Here is an 18,577-nt window from a genome sequence, read left to right as displayed (position 1 = left end):
GCAAACGTCCGATCCGGCCTACGAGTCATTGCGTTGCCTTACACGAACGCTTTCAAGTCGGTCTGAAAGTTGACGTGTTTTATCAGTTTAGCTAAGAGTTGCGGCTTTGGCGCGAATAGCCCGAATCATCGCCTCCAGCCCTTGTGAACGAGACGGTGTGAGATGCTGTGCGAGCGCCATTTTTTCAAACCACGGGCGCACATCAAAATTCACAATATCCTGGGCCGTCATGCGATCATACAAAATGAATACCACGGCAATAAGTCCTTTCACAATTGCCGCATCACTGTCGCCCTGTAATTCAATAATACCTTCAGCATTCTGCCGCATAACAATCCATACCTGACTTTGACATCCCTGAATGCTATTTTCCGGGCAGCGATCGTCGGCAGTTAATTCCGGCAGGCGCTGACCCAGTTCAATGATGTACAGGTATTTCTCTTCCCAATTAGCGCAACGCAGAAAATTACGCAACAGTTTTTCTTTATCCGGTAGCGCAGCCATAATGCCTCCCTGTTATCCCAGCAAGTGATGAATACGCTTGAGGCCCGTTACCAGGCGATCCACTTCTTCATGGGTGTTATACATGGCAATGGAAGCCCGGCACATCGCGGGAACGTGATAATAAGCCATCAATGGCATAGCGCAGTGATGCCCAGTCCGCACTGCAATTCCATAGTTATCAAGAAAGCTACCGACGTCATACGCGTGATGTTTGCCGAGGTTAAACGCAATCACGCCCAGACGGTTTTCCGGGCCGTAGAGCGTCAGATCAGGTACCTCCGCCAGTTGCTCCAGCGCATAGCGCATCATGAACTGTTCATATTCGCTGATTTCACTAAGACCCAACGCGCTAACATATTCAATGGCCGCTCCCAGACCGATAATCCCTCCGGTGTTCGGCGTTCCGGCTTCAAACCGCCAGGGGGCTTTAGCCCACGTCGTTCCCTGGCTCAGACTGACGGTTGCTATCATCGAGCCACCGCCTTCCCACGGTGGCATTTCCTGCAGCAGCGACTCTCTGGCATACAACACGCCAATGCCGGTGGGTCCATACAGCTTATGTCCGGAGAAGACATAAAAGTCGCAATCCAGCGCCTGCACGTCCACCGGGTGGTGCATGACCGCCTGCGCGCCGTCTACCAGCACTTTTGCGCCGTACTGATGCGCCAGCGCGATCATCTCCGGCAGCGGATTTTCAGTGCCCAGCACATTAGATACGTGGGTAATGGCCAACAGTTGCGTACGGTCATCAAACAGCGTCGATAGCGTTTCCAGTTGCAACGTCCCGTCGGCATTCAGTGGGATAACACGCAGTTCCGCACCTACACGGGCGCACAGCATCTGCCAGGGGACAATATTGGCGTGGTGTTCCATTTCACTGATGATGATGTTATCACCCGCCCGAACATTGCTATTGCCCCAGCTGTTCGCCACCAGGTTGATGCCCTCCGTCGTACCGCGGACAAACACCAGCTCTTCGGCTGAACGCGCGTTAATAAACAATGACGCCAGCTTACGGACATTCTCCATTTTTTCCGTTGCCTGAGCGCTGAGCGTATGAATCCCCCGATGGACAGCCGCATAGCCATGCCGATAAAACTCTGCCTCGGCATCAATCACCTGGTTGGGCTTTTGCGCACTGGCAGCACTGTCGAGGTAAGCCAGCGGTAAGCCGTTGACCTCACGCGTCAGGACCGGAAAATCGGCCCGTACTTTTTCAATGGGAAATGTCATGCTACGCCTCCCGGCAGACGTTGGGCTATCCGCGCCAGTACCTGTTGTTTCAGCGTTTCATCGCTCAGAGCTTCCGTCAGTTCAGCGGCAAACGCGTAGAGAATCATCTGTTGGGCATCCTGCTGGCCAATCCCACGCGAACGCAGATAGAACATCTGTTCATCGTCGATCCGCCCTACCGTCGCCCCGTGGCTGCATTTCACGTCATCAGCGTAGATTTCCAGTTGCGGCCTGGTATCCACTTCCGCCAGTTTACCGAGCAGCAAATTATTGTTGGTCATCTGACCATCGGTTTTAATGGCATGCTGCGCCACGTTAATCAGGCCATTAAACACCGCCCGGCCTTTATCGCTGACAATCGTTTTATGTAACTGGCGGCTGTTGCAATACCCCTTATTGTGTTCAAGCCAGGTTCGGGTATCGCAGACTTCATTTTTCACCGGCATCGCCAGGCTGTTAAGGCGCAGTGTGCTGTTCTCCCCATTAAGCTGGGTACTGGTGTTATGGCGTAATACCGCACCACCGAGTAAGAAGCTGTAGCTCACCGCCGTCGCATCTGCCCCTAACTGGATATCGTTATGCGCGAAATGGTGGCTAACCGGATTCTCAAACGCCAGTTTGATATGGTGAAAATGGGCATTTGCCGCCACGTTCATCGTTAAGCGTGCACCGGTAAAATGTCGATGCGCATTCAGGCTAACATAGTGCTCAATGACGGTAGCCTCTGCACCTTCGGCCAGTTCAAGATGGTGACGATAGTGCGCGGTATTCACCTCATCACCTGCCAGCCCCTGGGTGATGTGCATCAACAGCAGCGGTTTCGCTGGACGTTGATATCGTTTGACCTGAATGTGCGTGACGCTGCGTGAGAGGCTTTCGGTCAGATGCAGGAACACCTCTGGCTGGATAGCCGCAGGGAGCGCCTGACGCGCATCATCAACGGTAATGTCAAAACCGCTACCTTCTGTGCTGTCGCTCAGCGTTGGAGAGAATTGCCCGTCGACAAATACCAGTCGTATGGCATCAATAGCCGGTGCCAACGCTTCACACTGGGCTGACGTTATCTCAGCAACATCACTGACAAACTGGCTGTTGGTTAACCCTTCCAGCGGCGTGTATTTCCAGTCCTCATGTTTACGCGTCGGCAACCCCAGCCGCAACATCTGTTGCAGGTGTTGTTGCGCATGCTGTGAGCGACGCTCACCCTGCGCTTCAAACAGATGATGCCACTGCTGGAGCACATTACTGCTGTTCACTAAGCCAGCCATACCCTTGCTCCTCCAGCTGTTTAACCAACGTAAAATCACCGGACTTCACAATGCGCCCCTGGTAGAGAACGTGGACGTAATCGGGTTTGATATAGTCGAGGATTCGCTGGTAGTGGGTGACGATAATAAATGAGCGTTGCCCGTCGCGTAGCGAGTTCACGCCGTCTGCGACGATTTTCAGCGCATCGATATCCAGCCCGGAGTCCGACTCATCCAGAATGCACAACTGAGGCTCCAGTACCGCCATTTGCAAAATGTCATTACGCTTTTTCTCTCCGCCGGAGAAGCCCACGTTGACCGAACGGGTGAGCAAATCTTCCGGCATCTTCAGCAACGCAATTTTTTCTTCCATCAGATCCTGGAAGTCAAACCTGTCCAGCGACTCTTCGCCACGGTAGCTGCGCACAGCATTCAGTGCCGTTTGCAGGAAAAACTGATTACTGACGCCGGGGATTTCTACCGGATACTGAAATGCCATAAAGATGCCTTCACCGGCACGGTCTTCCGGTGACAGTTCCAGTAAATCCTTACCGTTGAATTCTACCGTCCCGCCAGTGACTGCATAATCTTCTCGTCCGGCGAGTGTCGCAGACAACGTGCTTTTCCCGGAACCGTTCGGCCCCATAATGGCGTGGACTTCTCCGGGGCGAATCTCAAGACTCAGCCCACGCAGTATCGCCTTATCTTCCACACTGACCTGTAAATCTTTAATGCTTAACATGTGCTTTCCTTAAATTTTAGCCGACGCTGTGTTCAAGACTTATGGCGAGAAGTTTTTGCGCTTCCACAGCAAATTCCAGCGGCAGCTCAGAGAACACGTCTTTACAGAAACCATTGACGATCATCGAGATAGCATCTTCTTCGCTGATGCCACGTTGCAGGCAGTAAAACAGCTGATCTTCGCCAATGCGCGAGGTCGTCGCTTCATGTTCAAGCTGAGCGCTGTTGTTACGGCACTCCACATACGGGAAGGTATGCGCCCCACAGTCCGCCCCGATCAGCATCGAATCACATTGGGTATAGTTGCGGGCGTTAGTGGCGGTAGGCATAATTTTCACTAAGCCGCGGTAGCTGTTCTGGCTATGTCCGGCAGAAATCCCTTTCGAGATAATGGTCGATTTCGTGTTCTTGCCAATGTGGATCATTTTGGTGCCGGTATCGGCCTGCTGATGACCGCTGGTCAGCGCAACGGAGTAGAATTCGCCGATCGAATTATCACCGCGCAAAATGCAGCTCGGGTACTTCCAGGTAATGGCTGAACCGGTCTCTGACTGCGTCCATGACATTTTGCTGTTTTCGCCTTCACACAGCGCACGTTTGGTCACGAAATTCAGGATGCCGCCAGTATTGCCATCGCCGGGGAACCAGTTTTGTACCGTTGAATACTTCACCTCAGCATCTTTATGGATGATCACCTCAACCACCGCCGCATGCAGTTGGTAACTGTCACGCACCGGTGCCGAACAACCTTCGATATAGCTGACGTAACTCCCCTCATCCGCCACCAGAATCGTGCGTTCAAACTGTCCGGTTTTTTCTGCATTGATACGGAAATAGGTCGACAGTTCCATTGGGCAACGCACGCCTTTCGGCACATAAATAAACGTGCCGTCTGATGCTACCGCCGCATTCAGCGCGGCAAAGAAATTGTCATTCCCCGGGACGACGGTACCGAGGTATTTTTTTACCAGTTCAGGATGATCGTGGATGGCTTCGCCGAACGAGCAGAAAATAATACCCTGTTCCGCCAGCTTATCGCGGTAGGTCGTTGCGACTGACACCGAATCGAAAATGGCATCCACCGCCACCTCTTTGCCTTCACGGACCGGCACGCCAAGCTGCTCGAACGCGTCTTCAACCTCTTTGCTTAAAAATGCATTCGCGCCCGTTTGTTGCACCGCGCCCGGCTCAGAGGCGCAGGTTTCATCACAATTACCGCAAGAAGGTGCAGAGTAATAGCTGTAATCCTGGTAGTTCAGTTTGTCATAGTGCGCTTTTAGCCAGTGTGGTTCTTCCATGGTCAGCCACGCGTTAAACGCATTCAGACGGAATTCCAGCATCCAGTCGGGTTCATTTCGTTTTGCCGAAATCGCGCGCACGACCTCTTCGTTGATCCCTTTGGCCAGCTCATCGGTTTTGAGTTGGGTAAAGAACCCCTCTTTGTAATTGAGGTGCCCGCCAGCCCAGGTGTTGACATCGTCAGTTGCTTCAGTATTACGAGACATAGTACCGCCTATACCCCAAAGCTTTCGCCACAGCCACATTCGTTCTGGGCTTTCGGGTTATGAAATTTAAATAACTGATTTAATCCTTCACGCACGAAATCGACTTCAGTTCCATCGATAAACGGCATCGCCTGTAACGGGACATAAAGTCTGGCGCCATCCGTTTCAAACAGAAGATCGTCTTTCTCAGGTTGCTTGACGGTGTCCAGCACATAGCCGAATCCCGCGCACCCGGTTTGTTTCACGCCTAACCGCACACCCAACATATCGGGTTGCCTTGCCACCAGTTCACGGATATGCGCCGCTGCCGCTGGCGTTAACGTCAGCCCGCGCCACGCAAAATCGTTGGGATTAAATGTTCCTGAATGCAATTCCATAGGGTTACCTCGAGTCACTAGCTTTTAAGCTATAACACCATGTTAGTGATAATGATTATCACTTCAACCCCTCAACAGCAGGGGCATTCGGGTTAACCGCCCTTTTTGACGACTTTTATTAAGCATAGACCCTGCGGCGAGGGTTAACAGGGATGGATTTTTTTATTCAATACATTGATTAATAATAGATTATGAATGTGTAATCGTTCCGGCAGGTCAAATGCTAAAAGATGTATAGATAATGTCTATTTAAGGGATAGGTGGGGATGACTACGGGGGAGCAATACGGCCCAAAGCGCATGTGGGCCATAAAAAACCCTTAAGTCTGCTTGCTGGCAGGCTTAAGGGTTCCGGCCCCATCCGGCGCTTATCTCCGGCACTCACAATGGCTTAGCTCTTGAAGGGGCGATCAGAAGAATCTCATACACTGATAAATTTTTTTTAACACAAATTGCGCTTTGACTATTTTATAAACACACTCAATCACATAGTTAGCACTGTGTCTCATTCAGTGCGTCCAGCAACAGTCGCAACCCCGCAGGCTGGTGATCGCGGGAAAGATATAAACCATAAATCGGCAGGCGTTTAGGCTGTAGTTGGGGTAGAAGTCGTATTAATCTCCCCTGCGCCAGCCCTTCTCTCGCCTCCTGCTCAGGTACCAACGCAATCCCCATCCCCGCCAGGGCGGATTCACATAGCAGTGACGAGATACCGGCGCTTAAATTACCTTTAATGGCCACAGTGACGGCTTGCCCTTGCGCAGCCAGAAAATGCCATGACTTTCCGGCGAATCCGCTGTAATAAAGGCAATTATGCTGCGCAAGATCGTCGACGTTTTTTGGGATGCCATGCTGGTTAAGATAATCCACGGAGGCACATAACACCGATTCACAATCCCCTAAGCGCCGGGCAATCGTTCCGGGTTCGGGGTTTTCCGTGATGCGGATCGCCACATCGATACGCTCTCCAACCAGGCTTACCGGTTGATTGTTGATCTCAACTTCAATGCGGAGGTCAGGATAGCGAGCAAGAAACGCGGGCAGCACCGGCGCCAGAATATGTATGGCGGTAAAATGTGCACACGCCACACGTAGCGTGCCCGATGGAGTTTGCGCGAGCCCGGCGGCACCGATATCTCGCGAAAGCTGTGCCAGGGTGCGGGTTTTCACCAATGCCTCTTCACCGGCAGGCGTGATTGTCAAGCGCCGTGACGAACGATGGATAAGCCGCGCCCCGGTCCACTTTTCCATCTCATCCAGATAGCGACTGACCATCGGCCGGGAAAGCCCCAGCGCGCGCGCGGCGGCACTCAAACTGCCTAAATCACAGATATGGTTAAAAACTGTTGCCGCCATGACTCTGTCCATTGCATCCCATCCGATCGTTTTATGAAACTCAGCATGTCCTGATATGGGAATTCTAACAGATCCGAATTTCCTTAAAATACGGGAACGATCAAAAGACAATGTCCTGCACAAGGTTCCCCGTTATGAAAATCAATACACTGGCTATGCTGTTACCCCTGTTTGCCTCTTCGGCATTTGCCGCTCCACTACAGTTGGATGTCTACAATCCGCAGGAAAAGGCTATTTTCCCGGTCTCTTCTACGCTGGTGTCCGGCCCGAAAGAAGCGATTTTGTTTGATGCCCAATTCAGCACCAAAGACAGTGAAAAACTGGTGCAACTGATTCGCACCAGCGGTAAGACGCTGAAAGCCATTGTGATCACGTCTGGCGATCCGGATTTCTACTTTGGCCTTGAGCCACTTGTCAAAGCCTTCCCCGGTGTCAAGGTGTTGGCTACGCCGCACGTGGTGGATCATATTCGTGCCACCAAAGAAGCCAAATTACAGTTCTGGGGCCCACAGATGAAAGATGGCGCGCCAACATCGCTCACTGTACCGCAGGCCACCACGCAAACACGCTTTACGGTTGATGGCGAAACGCTGGAATTACGCCATCCTAATGACTATGCGGCGTATGTCTGGATCCCGGCGAACCGCGCCATCATTGGCGGAACCGGTATCGCTTCAGGTATTCACGTCTGGACAGCGGACACGCAGTCATCGGCAGAGCGCACGGCATGGCGAAACGTGCTGAGTGAAATGCAGCAATTACATCCCACTCAGGTGATTCCCGGTCATTATATTGGTGAACGCCCGACGGGTGATAAAGCGATTCACTTCACCCAGGATTATTTGCAGTCGTTTGAGCAGGCGCTGGGCGCGAAAAAAGGTTCAGCCTACGTGATAAAAACAATGACCGCAGCGTGGCCGGGCCTTGCAGACGAAAGCTCTCTGGAGCTGAGTGCGAAAGTGAATACCGGTGAGATGAAGTGGTAAACAAGGTTTAAGGCAAAAAATAACCCCGAACACATGTGTCGGGGTTTTTATTACGACAGGCATACCGGAATCAATGAACGCCCAGGCGCCAGGCAAAATAGATCTCTTCTTTCAGTTCAGTCGAAGAGAGCGTTAATAAATCGGCAAACTCCAGCTCTAATTGTTTCAATCTTTTCAGGTACTGAGCTGGTGAAAGATCGGTTTTATCACGACGTAAAAATTCTATTGCCAGTTGGGCCGGGTCTAATTGGGTAGACATATCATCCTCGCTTGTGTTCAGAACCTGCACAGTATAACACCATTACCTGCGCAGATAATGACCAAACTCAACATGCATCACAAAATAGCGGTCGTCAGTCGCGAGGTGCAGCATAACCGACCCTGCTCATCAAAGATCTCGATTTGCCACACCTGATGACGTGAACCGGTATGCACAGGGCTGCACACCCCTCTGACGAGCCCTTCACGTGCAGAACGAACGTGGTTGGCGTTAATCTCAAGGCCCACCACTTTTTGAGTGCCCATCGTACACAGATATCCAGCCACCGAGCCAATGCTCTCAGCCAGCACGACAGACGCCCCGCCGTGCAGCAAACCAAAGGGTTGTTTGGTGCGATGGTCCACGGGCATTGTGGCTTCCAGAGTATTGTCGCCGATATGCACAAAACGAATATCGAGCAGCCCGACCATATTTCCTTCACCCATGGCGTTGAGCGCCTCGAGTGTGACTTCACGTTTCCAGATCATCCTATAATCTCCAGTAATGCCTGTAATGGGTGGCGAACGCCTGTGCCTTCTACGCGTTTAACCTGGCTTCGACATGAATATCCGGCAGCCAGACAACGGTTACGCGGCAATCGTTGCATTGCCTGGTGCCATGATAACTCATAGATCCCCAGTGAGTTCTGATGATTCTTCACTTCGTGACCATAGGTACCCGCCATCCCGCAGCACCCCACGCTGACGTTTTCCAGTTTGGCCCCAAACCGGGCAAAAATCGCGGCCCACTGCGCAGGCGCTCCCGGCAGAGCGGTCACTTCGGTACAGTGTCCGAAGAAGTACCACGGTTCGCCACCGATAGCGACCGGCGGTTGTGACGCCAGTACAGCCGATAACCACTCATTGACCAGTAAGACATGGAAATCACCGCGCTGCTCGCCGAGCGCCAGCGTGTATTCATCGCGATAACATAGCACCAGCGCCGGATCGACACCGACCATTGGGATATTCAGCTTTGCCACCCGGTTGAGGAATTCAGCGGTCTTTTTCGCCGTTTTTGCAAACCGGTTTAAAAAGCCCTTTATATGCTGCGCTTTGCCGTTAGGCGAGAATGGCAACAACACCGGCTGCAAACCCAATTTTTCTACCAGTCGGATGAAATCAGCCACTACCTGTGCATCGTAATAGCTGGTGAAAGGGTCCTGCACCACCAGCACCGTACGTGCTTTTTGCTCCTGGCTGAGAGCTTCAAGCTGTTCCAGCGTCATATTGGCCGAACGATGCCCGACCAGCTGTCGTTGTAATGATGGTGCAGACAACAGCGGCAAATCCACCATGCCGATGTGTTTTTTAGCCAGATTACGTACCAGCGGTTGATTGATGAAAAAGTTGAACGTTTTAGGTGCGCGCGCCATCAGCGGTGCATAACTCTCAACGGTGGCGACCATGTGATCGCGAAGCGGGCGCAGATAGCGCGTGTGATACAGCTGCAGGAAGCGCGAGCGGAATTCCGGAACGTCAATTTTTATCGGGCACTGCGTAGAACAGGCTTTACATGCCAAACACCCGGACATCGCCTCTTTCACTTCATGCGAGAAATCATACTCGCCCTTACGTGCATGCCAGCTGTTCCGGGTTCGGGCGATTAGCGTACGTAAACTGGCACGTTTTTCTGGCAACTCTTTTTCCAGTTTCACGGGGTCGATCCCACGATCGGCCAACAGGCGCAACCATTCCCGTACCAGCGTTGCCCGCCCTTTTGGCGAGTGAATGCGATTGAGGCTAATTTTCATCGACGGACACATCGGGCTTTTGGCATCGAAGTTAAAGCATAACCCGTTGCCGTTACACTCCATTGCCCCACGCCACTCCTGTCGAACGGCCAGCGGGATTTGACGATCGTAAGTCCCACGTTTAACCGCATCCACTTTCATCATTGGCGCATCGATGGCTTCCGGAGGGCAAATTTTCCCCGGATTGAGCCGGTTTTGCGGATCAAACGCCGACTTCACTTTGCGCAGTTCGCGATACAGTTCCTCGCCAAAGAATGCCGGACTGTACTCAGCACGGAAACCTTTCCCGTGTTCGCCCCATAGCAGACCACCGTATTTGGCCGTCAGCGCCACCACATCATCAGAGATGCGCTTCATCAGCACTTCTTGTTGCGGATCGCACATATCCAGCGCGGGTCTGACGTGCAGCACCCCGGCATCCACGTGACCAAACATGCCATAGCTCAGGCCATGACTATCGAGTAGCGCACGGAACTCGGCAATATAGTCGGCCAGGTGTTCCGGCGGTACGCAGGTATCTTCGGCAAACGGAATCGGCTTCGCAGAGCCTTTGGCATTACCCAGCAGACCAACGGCCTTTTTCCGCATGGCGTAGATGCGCTCGACACCAGCCAGTTCGGTACACAGCTGCCAGCCAATTACGCCGGCTTCCTGCCGGGCAATTAGCCCGTCCAGACGTTCACACAGCGCACTGACCTGAGAATCAATTAATGCTTCATCGTCACCAGCAAACTCGACGATATTCAGCCCGAGCATCTCTTTATCCGGGACATCGGTAATCAATTCGCTGACGGAGTGCCAGACAATATCTTCACGCGCCAGATTAAGCACTTTTGAATCGACGGTTTCGACCGACAGCGCGCGCGCTTCCACCATCACTGGCGCATTACGCAATGCAGAGTCAAACGAATCGTATTTGACGTTGACCAGTCGCCGAACTTTAGGCAGCGGCGTGATATCAAGGCGGGCTTCGGTGATAAAGGCCAGCGTACCTTCGGACCCCGTAAGGATGCGGGTTAAATCAAACTCGGTCATCTCATCATTGAAGACGTGCCGCAGGTCGTAGCCGGTTAAAAAGCGATTGAGCTTTGGAAACTTGTCAATGATCAACTGTCGGTTCTCACGACACCGTTCATAAACCGTCTTATAGATGCGCCCAATCGCCGTATTGTTTTTACCGAGCATTTCGGCAAATTCAACCGGCATCGGCTGGGTATCGAGAATATCCCCGCCCATCAATACCGCGCGAATACCCAGCACGTGATCGGAGGTTTTACCGTAGACCAGCGAACCTTGCCCGGAAGCGTCGGTGTTGATCATTCCCCCCAACGTCGCCCGGTTACTGGTGGACAATTCAGGCGCAAAGAAATAGCCGTAGGGTTTCAGATATTGGTTAAGCTGATCTTTTATCACCCCCGCCTCTACCCGCACCCAACCTTCCTGCACATTGATTTCAATGATGCGGCTCATGTAACGGGACATATCAACAATAATGCCCTGATTAAGCGCCTGCCCGTTGGTGCCTGTGCCGCCGCCGCGAGGGGTAAAAATCAACGACGAAAAGAGCGGTTCTGACGCCAGGCGGGCAATAAGCGCCACATCAGCCGTCGAACGAGGGAAAACCACGGCATCAGGCAGAAGCTGATAGATACTGTTATCCGTCGACATTGTCAGACGATCGGCATAGCTCGTTGCCGTATCGCCCGTGAACCCTTGCTGCTCCAGCGCCTGCAAAAAATTGAGCACCAGTTGAACGACACCTGGCGCCTGAGAAATTTGTGGAATCATTATAGTGACCCTTTCCTGCGGTCTGTGTTGTGAATTTAATCGTTTGCGTGTTGCTTTGTTTGTTGTATCACATTTTTTTCTAATACGCTCAGCAGATTTACAGGCAGAATCCGCCTGTTCAAAACCGCTGAAATTGCTCATCATTATAGAGTGTGATTAACGTGTTCACGTCGCGTCAACGTTCTGACGCAAAGACAAAGGTGAAAAGTATTTATGGTAAATTTCCGTCAGCCCAGGGATATTGCACAAGTGCTGCTATCGGTGCTGTTTTTAGCCATCATGATTGTGGCCTGTCTCTGGATTGTGCAACCCTTTATCCTCGGTTTTGCCTGGGCAGGTACGGTGGTCATTGCGACCTGGCCCATCCTGATACGTATACAAAAATTGCTGTGGGGACGCCGTTCGCTGGCCGTGCTGGTGATGACCCTGTTGTTAGTTCTGTTATTTATTATTCCTATCGCTCTGTTGGTCAACAGCATCGTTGATGGCAGTGGTCCCCTGATTCATGCCGTTACCGCCGGTGATATGACGCTGCCGGATCTGGCGTGGTTAAACAGTATTCCTCTGGTGGGTGCCAAACTCTATGGCGCATGGCACAGCCTGTTGGATATGGGCGGTTCGGCTATCATGGCTAAGGTTCGTCCCTATATCGGTACCACAACCACCTGGTTTGTTGGTCAGGCCGCGCATATTGGCCGCTTTATGATGCACTGTGGCTTGATGTTGCTATTCAGCGCCCTGCTGTACTGGCGCGGTGAGCAGGTGGCGCTAGGCATTCGCCACTTCGCCTGCCGTCTTGCATCAAAACGCGGTGACGCGGCAATCCTGTTGGCAGCACAGGCCATTCGTGCGGTTGCATTAGGCGTGGTCGTCACCGCGCTGGTACAGGCCGTCCTCGGCGGTATTGGTCTGGCGGTAACGGGGGTACCTTACGCGACGCTACTGGCGGTGTTGATGATCCTCTCCTGTCTGGTGCAACTGGGGCCTTTACCGGTGCTGATTCCGGCCATTATCTGGCTTTACTGGACAGGTGATTCTACCTGGGGCACGGTGCTGTTGGTGTGGAGTGGCGTGGTCGGAACACTGGATAACGTTATTCGTCCCATGCTGATCCGTATGGGGGCTGATTTGCCGTTGATCCTTATTCTTTCCGGGGTTATCGGCGGGTTGATTGCATTCGGTATGATTGGTCTGTTTATCGGCCCAGTGGTACTGGCTGTTTCATGGCGCCTGTTCTCCGCATGGGTCAATGAAGCCCCTGCACCGGGCACTGACCCGGATAAAATTCTCGAAGAAATCGCTGAAATCGAAAGCAATAAGTAATACAACATCAGGCGGCAACATTGCCGCCTGATTGTTTACTATTGCTGATAAATACATCGCAACTCCCCGAACCAACCCCAGCCCCAGCCCTGTGGGAGTACTCATTTATGTCGCAAATTCTTTACAGTTTTTAAACTATTGAGATGAATCTGATCGACGTGAAAAACCAGCATGCCTACTATTACCCCAAGGCTTTAGATCAACACATTGATTTATAAGCATGGAAATCCCCTGAGTGAAATAACGAATTGCTGTGTGTAGTCTTTGCCCAACTCCCACGTTGGGCTTTTTTTTATCCTGCATTTCCACGTCCCATCACGGCCTACATCACATCAGCTAGCCAATTGTTTTATTTCACTCTCACGCCAAATGCACCAACTTCACAGATTAATAACAAATAATATTGCACAAGATACTGTGACTCTCTTCAAGCCGAAATATCCACAACAATGCTATTACTATTCCACCGTCTTTTATGAAGTGATGAAATAATGAACGCATTAGAATTGCAGGCTATCCGCCATATTTTTGCTATGACGGTGGAAGAAAGCGCCGCGTATATCGCGCGTGATGGCGACATTGTTGCCTGGCAACAATGGGAAAGTGGGGAAAAAGAAATCCCGGAAAACATCGCGTGCATTTGTGCAGAAATGAAAGCCAAGAGAAAGTTAAGAATTAACGCGATCATCGAAAAAATAAATAATCGTATTGGTAATAACACAATGCGTTTTTTCCCCGATCTGGTTTCTTTTCAGGCAGTTTATAACCACGACAATTTTCTCGACTGGAAAATCTACCAATCTGCTGCAGTGGAACTCTATGCACACAACCTCGAGCGTTTGTGTTAGGCGGTCATAACGCCAGCACTACGTTGCAACACGGGCACCCGACATTATGCCCTCGCTCACGCGCAGTCTGCATACTATTTGGGCTAACACGCCCTACGCGACACAAAATACAACATCCATTTAGCCTCTTCGCCGAGTAACACATTATGAAAAACACCTATTTCTCTACTGCGATAGGGCTGTACCTTAATTACCTGGTACACGGTATGGGGGTCATTCTGATGTCCCTCAATATGTCCTCACTTGAACAGCAGTGGCAAACCAATGCAGCGGGGGTCTCGATTGTCATCTCCTCCCTTGGTATCGGTCGGTTAAGCGTTTTATTAGTTGCAGGCATGCTGTCCGATCGCTATGGGCGCAGACCGTTTATCATTTTTGGCATGATCTGCTACCTCATCTTCTTTTTTGGCATCATCAATACTCACAGCATTGTGATTGCCTACGCCTTTGGTTTTTTAGCGGGAATGGCAAACAGTTTTCTTGATGCCGGAACCTACCCCAGCCTGATGGAAGCCTTCCCCCGTTCACCCGGCACCGCCAATATCCTGATTAAAGCCTTTGTGTCCAGCGGCCAGTTTCTGTTGCCGATGGTTATCAGCCTGCTGGTGTGGGCTGAACTCTGGTTTGGCTGGTCTTTCTTGCTGGCGGCGGGAATTATGGCGGTCAACGGCATATTTTTGTTTCGCTGCCGCTTCCCTGCACATCCGGGGCCGAAGCATTCCATCATGCCATCATCCTCTTTACAGGAACCTATTCAGCCGAAGCATGGTTGTTCCCTTCTCGATCTGGGGAGTTACACCCTGTATGGCTATATCTCGATGGCCACATTTTATCTGGTTAGCCAGTGGCTGGCACAGTATGGTCAGTTTGTCGCCGGTATGCCGTATACGTTATCTATCAAGCTGTTAAGTATTTACACCTGTGGTTCTCTGCTGTGCGTATTCATTACTGCTCCCCTGGCGAGAAAAGCGGGTCGTGCCACGTCTCTGTTGATGCTGTACACCTTTATCTCCTTTGTCGCGCTGCTGGCAGTTTGCCTGCATCCAACGACCTGGGTCGTGATTACATTCGCCTTTGTCATCGGGTTCTCATCAGCCGGAGGCGTCGTGCAAATCGGTCTAACGCTAATGGCCGCTCGCTTCCCGCAGGCGAAAGGTAAAGCTACCGGTATTTACTACAGCGCGGGCAGTATCGCGACCTTCACGATCCCACTGATTACCGCCAGGCTCTCCGAAACCAGTATTGCGCACATCATGTGGTTTGATGCGGGTATCGCTGCGTTCGGTTTCCTGTTGGCACTGTTTATTGGTTATCGCAGCCGGCTTGCAGCAAAGCGTCAGTTAAACATGGCACCACTCGCACAATAACGCGGGTGCAATATTGTTCCCCTCTTCTGCAAAATAATTGGACGTATTTTTAAAATAACGGCAAAACGTCGGTCTGACGAATTAGGTTTCACAGTTTGATATGCAATATACCTGGTAACTTAAACGCCATGCTATGTAGGTACAATAACTACTGCCCGGTATATTAATCACAAGGTCGCCGAAATTTAAACTACACCGACGAGCACAGAATAATTTTAAAATCCGCAAGGAGTTGTGAAAAAATGTCTCAGAAAAAGACCTTTAACACGCCATTTCTTCTGGCGATAACCTGTATTTATTTAAGTTATTTTTTACACGGTATTAGCGTCATCACACTGGCGCAAAACATGACCTCCCTGGCTGAAAAGTTTTCAACCGATAATGCAGGGATTGCCTATCTAATTTCCGGCATTGGTCTTGGTCGACTGGTCAGTATTTTATTCTTTGGCGTTCTCTCAGATAAGTTCGGTCGTCGGGCTATCATTCTGTTAGGCGTTATTCTATATATGCTGTTCTTCTTCGGTATTCCCGCCAGCCCCAATCTGATGATTGCCTTTATTCTGGCTGTATGCGTTGGCGTAGCGAATTCAGCGCTGGATACCGGCGGTTATCCGGCGTTAATGGAATGTTTCCCCAAAGCATCCGGCTCGGCGGTTATTCTGGTTAAAGCCATGGTGTCGTTTGGCCAGATGATTTACCCCATCGTCGTCAGCACCATGCTGCTCAACCATGTCTGGTACGGCTATGCGGTCATCATCCCGGGTGTACTGTTCGTGGTCATCACCCTGATGCTGTTAAAAAGTCGCTTTCCCAGCCAGATGGTGGACGCGGGTCTCGCCAAAGATCTGCCACAGATGAACAGTAAACCCCTGGTCTGGCTGGAAGGTGTCGCTTCCGTGCTGTTTGGGGTTGCCGCATTCTCAACCTTTTATGTCATCGTGGTCTGGATGCCGAAATATGCCATGGCATTTGCTGGCATGGCGGAAACTGACGCACTAAAAACCATCTCTTACTACAGCATGGGATCGCTGGTCTGCGTATTCATCTTTGCTGCCCTCCTGAAGAAAATGGTTCGCCCCATTTGGGCTAACGTTTTTAACGCTGGTCTGGCAAGCATTACCGCTGCGGTCATTTATTTGTATCCCTCTCCGCTGGTTTGTAACGCAGGTTCGTTTCTGATTGGCTTTTCTGCTGCTGGCGGTATTTTACAGCTCGGTGTCTCGGTGATGTCAGAGTTTTTCCCGAAGAGCAAAGCCAAAGTCACCAGTGTTTATATGATGATGGGTGGTGTAGCCAACTTTATTATCCCACTGATCACCGGATACCTTTCTAACATCGGCCTGCAATACATCATTTTGCTGGACCTTGCATTTGCTCTGCTGGCATTCATCACCGCCATCATCGTCTTTATTCGCTATTACCGCGTATTTGATATCCCCCAAAATGATGTGCGGTTGGGCGAACGTTATTTTCAATAAATTGTTTAGAAGGAGTATCAAATGGACGTAACTGCAAAATATGAACTGATTGGTCTGATGGCCTACCCTATCAGACACAGTCTGTCCCCTGAAATGCAAAATAAAGCATTAGAAAAAGCGGGTCTGCCTTTTACCTACATGGCATTTGAAGTCGATAACTCAACGTTTGCTAATGCAATTGCTGGTTTAAAAGCGTTAAAAATGCGCGGCACCGGGGTATCTATGCCCAATAAACAGTTGGCCTGTGAATATGTTGATGAATTAACACCTGCCGCCAAACTGGTTGGCGCAATCAACACCATCGTTAATGATGATGGCTACCTGCGTGGTTACAACACCGACGGCACCGGCCATATTCGCGCGATTAAAGAAAGCGGCTTCGATATTAAAGGTAAAACCATGGTACTGTTGGGCGCGGGCGGCGCGTCTACAGCCATTGGCGCTCAGGCAGCCATTGAAGGCATCAAAGAAATTAAGATCTTTAACCGTAAAGATGAGTTCTTTGAAAAGGCGCAGGCATTCGCTAAACGTGTTAATGAAAACACCGACTGCGTTGTCACCGTGATCGACCTTGCCGATCGACAGGCATTTGCCGAGGCACTCGCCAGCGCGGATATTTTGACCAACGGCACGAAAGTCGGCATGAAACCGCTGGATAACGAATCTATTGTGACCGACGTTTCCCTGCTTCGCCCGGAACTGCTGGTGACCGAATGCGTGTATAACCCGCATATGACCAGGTTGTTGCAACAGGCACAACATGCCGGTTGCAAAACGATTGATGGTTACGGCATGTTGTTGTGGCAAGGGGCTGAGCAGTTCAAGCTCTGGACCGGGAAAGATTTCCCGCTGGAGTATGTCAAACAGGTTATGGGTTTTGCAGCCTGATGGGCAGTATTTGTGAATAGTTAAAGGGTAATCAATGAAAACCGTAACCGTAAGAAACCTCGTGATTGGCGAGGGTGCGCCGAAGATCATTGTCTCACTGATGGGTAAAGACATCTCAACGGTAAAAAGCGAAGCACTGGCCTATCGCGAAGCGGATTTCGACATCCTGGAATGGCGTGTTGACCATTTCGCAGATGTCGCTTCCATTGACGCAGTACTGGAAGCCGCACGTGCGATCCGTGATGTGATGGCGGATAAACCGTTGCTGTTCACCTTCCGTAGTGCCAAAGAAGGGGGTGAACAGGCTCTGTCCGTCGAAAACTATATTGCATTAAACCGCGCAGCAGTGGACAGCGGTCTGGTAGATATGATCGACCTGGAGCTTTTCACCGGTGATGAACTGGTTAAAGCGACCGTCGAGCATGCGCACGCAAAAAATGTCTTCGTTATTATGTCGAATCATGATTTTCACAAGACACCAGCAGCCGATGATATTGTCCAGCGACTGCGTAAAATGCAGGAACTTGGTGCAGATATTCCCAAAATCGCGTTGATGCCGCAAAGCAAAGCGGATGTGCTAACATTGCTTAGCGCAACGCTGGAAATGCAGGAACGCTACGCCGACCGCCCAATTATTACCATGTCAATGGCGAAAACCGGTGTGATCTCACGACTGTCCGGCGAAGTTTTCGGCTCAGCGGCGACGTTTGGTGCGGTGAAAAAAGCCTCGGCCCCAGGACAAATCTCCGTAACCGATCTACGTACCGTTCTGACAATATTACACCAGGCTTAATAGCCCAATATTTTTAAATTGCAATAAATAACGCCCTGCCCCAGATATTCGTTTTACCACGAATATCTGGCAGACGATTAAATATTTTCAAATAACGCAAAATACTATTATCGAATATAGCGATAGGCATTC

Annotated in this window: 17 protein-coding genes and 1 other RNA gene; 8 read left to right on the top strand and 10 right to left on the bottom strand. The window is 51.0% G+C overall.

Annotation, left to right across the window (positions count from 1 at the left end):
- Window positions 1-87 precede the first annotated feature (87 nt).
- From sufE to FDX24_RS07035, 7 genes are all read right to left on the bottom strand, one after another.
- Entirely contained in the window at window positions 88-504 is a 417-nt protein-coding gene (sufE, locus tag FDX24_RS07065) for a cysteine desulfuration protein SufE (protein ID WP_137364050.1), read from the bottom strand.
- A 12-nt stretch (window positions 505-516) separates the two neighbouring features.
- Window positions 517-1,737, bottom strand: coding sequence for a cysteine desulfurase SufS (gene sufS / locus FDX24_RS07060; protein ID WP_048211839.1), 1,221 nt, complete (start codon window positions 1,735-1,737; stop codon window positions 517-519).
- Entirely contained in the window at window positions 1,734-3,005 is a 1,272-nt protein-coding gene (gene sufD / locus FDX24_RS07055) for a Fe-S cluster assembly protein SufD (protein WP_101741694.1), read from the bottom strand. Before sufD ends, sufS begins: the two co-directional genes overlap by 4 nt.
- Window positions 2,980-3,726: a Fe-S cluster assembly ATPase SufC gene (gene sufC, locus FDX24_RS07050; protein ID WP_061067804.1), complete on the bottom strand. Its 747-nt coding sequence runs from the start codon at window positions 3,724-3,726 to the stop codon at window positions 2,980-2,982. Before sufC ends, sufD begins: the two co-directional genes overlap by 26 nt.
- A 16-nt stretch (window positions 3,727-3,742) precedes the next feature.
- Window positions 3,743-5,230, bottom strand: a complete 1,488-nt coding sequence (gene sufB, locus FDX24_RS07045) for a Fe-S cluster assembly protein SufB (protein WP_061067803.1) — start codon at window positions 5,228-5,230, stop codon at window positions 3,743-3,745.
- An 8-nt stretch (window positions 5,231-5,238) separates the two neighbouring features.
- Complete coding sequence (gene sufA / locus FDX24_RS07040; RefSeq protein WP_115602118.1) at window positions 5,239-5,607, bottom strand: Fe-S cluster assembly scaffold SufA; 369 nt, start codon at window positions 5,605-5,607, stop codon at window positions 5,239-5,241.
- Between the two features lie 491 nt (window positions 5,608-6,098).
- Window positions 6,099-6,974, bottom strand: a complete 876-nt coding sequence (locus tag FDX24_RS07035) for a LysR family transcriptional regulator (RefSeq protein ID WP_137364049.1) — start codon at window positions 6,972-6,974, stop codon at window positions 6,099-6,101.
- A 122-nt stretch (window positions 6,975-7,096) separates the two neighbouring features.
- On the opposite strand from FDX24_RS07035, the gene FDX24_RS07030 reads away from it, so the two are divergent.
- A complete protein-coding gene (locus FDX24_RS07030) occupies window positions 7,097-7,948 on the top strand; it encodes a Vmh family MBL fold metallo-hydrolase (RefSeq protein ID WP_101741696.1) in 852 nt (283 codons plus the stop codon).
- Window positions 7,949-8,018: 70 nt separating this feature from the next.
- Here the strand turns inward: FDX24_RS07030 and FDX24_RS07025 are convergent, their stop codons facing one another.
- From FDX24_RS07025 to FDX24_RS07015, 3 genes are all read right to left on the bottom strand, one after another.
- Window positions 8,019-8,207, bottom strand: a complete 189-nt coding sequence (locus tag FDX24_RS07025; protein ID WP_005120249.1) for a YdiH family protein — start codon at window positions 8,205-8,207, stop codon at window positions 8,019-8,021.
- A gap of 77 nt (window positions 8,208-8,284) precedes the next feature.
- Entirely contained in the window at window positions 8,285-8,695 is a 411-nt protein-coding gene (gene menI / locus FDX24_RS07020) for a 1,4-dihydroxy-2-naphthoyl-CoA hydrolase (protein WP_005120251.1), read from the bottom strand.
- Window positions 8,692-11,748, bottom strand: coding sequence for an FAD-binding and (Fe-S)-binding domain-containing protein (locus FDX24_RS07015; RefSeq protein WP_048211845.1), 3,057 nt, complete (start codon window positions 11,746-11,748; stop codon window positions 8,692-8,694). Before FDX24_RS07015 ends, menI begins: the two co-directional genes overlap by 4 nt.
- Window positions 11,749-11,961: 213 nt before the next feature.
- On the opposite strand from FDX24_RS07015, the gene ydiK reads away from it, so the two are divergent.
- The 7 genes from ydiK to aroD all read left to right on the top strand — a co-directional run bounded on the left by ydiK (window position 11,962) and on the right by aroD (window position 18,445).
- Entirely contained in the window at window positions 11,962-13,071 is a 1,110-nt protein-coding gene (gene ydiK, locus FDX24_RS07010; protein WP_048211846.1) for an AI-2E family transporter YdiK, read from the top strand.
- 188 nt (window positions 13,072-13,259) lie between these two features.
- Window positions 13,260-13,367: antisense sRNA RprA (rprA, locus tag FDX24_RS07005), an RNA gene on the top strand.
- A gap of 195 nt (window positions 13,368-13,562) precedes the next feature.
- On the top strand, window positions 13,563-13,919 hold the full coding sequence (locus tag FDX24_RS07000; RefSeq protein WP_048211847.1) for a YdiL family protein: 357 nt from the start codon (window positions 13,563-13,565) through the stop codon (window positions 13,917-13,919).
- Between the two features lie 146 nt (window positions 13,920-14,065).
- Window positions 14,066-15,286: an MFS transporter gene (locus tag FDX24_RS06995; RefSeq protein ID WP_048211848.1), complete on the top strand. Its 1,221-nt coding sequence runs from the start codon at window positions 14,066-14,068 to the stop codon at window positions 15,284-15,286.
- Between the two features lie 242 nt (window positions 15,287-15,528).
- On the top strand, window positions 15,529-16,764 hold the full coding sequence (locus FDX24_RS06990) for an MFS transporter (protein WP_061067799.1): 1,236 nt from the start codon (window positions 15,529-15,531) through the stop codon (window positions 16,762-16,764).
- 21 nt (window positions 16,765-16,785) lie between these two features.
- Window positions 16,786-17,652: a quinate/shikimate dehydrogenase gene (gene ydiB / locus FDX24_RS06985; RefSeq protein ID WP_048211850.1), complete on the top strand. Its 867-nt coding sequence runs from the start codon at window positions 16,786-16,788 to the stop codon at window positions 17,650-17,652.
- Between the two features lie 34 nt (window positions 17,653-17,686).
- Entirely contained in the window at window positions 17,687-18,445 is a 759-nt protein-coding gene (gene aroD / locus FDX24_RS06980; RefSeq protein WP_048211851.1) for a type I 3-dehydroquinate dehydratase, read from the top strand.
- Window positions 18,446-18,577: the final 132 nt, after the last annotated feature.

Source organism: Citrobacter sp. wls716 (assembly GCF_005280975.1).
GTDB lineage: Bacteria > Pseudomonadota > Gammaproteobacteria > Enterobacterales > Enterobacteriaceae > Citrobacter > Citrobacter youngae.
Note: the sequence above shows the minus strand (reverse complement) of the source record. Positions and strands in the feature narration are given on the sequence as shown.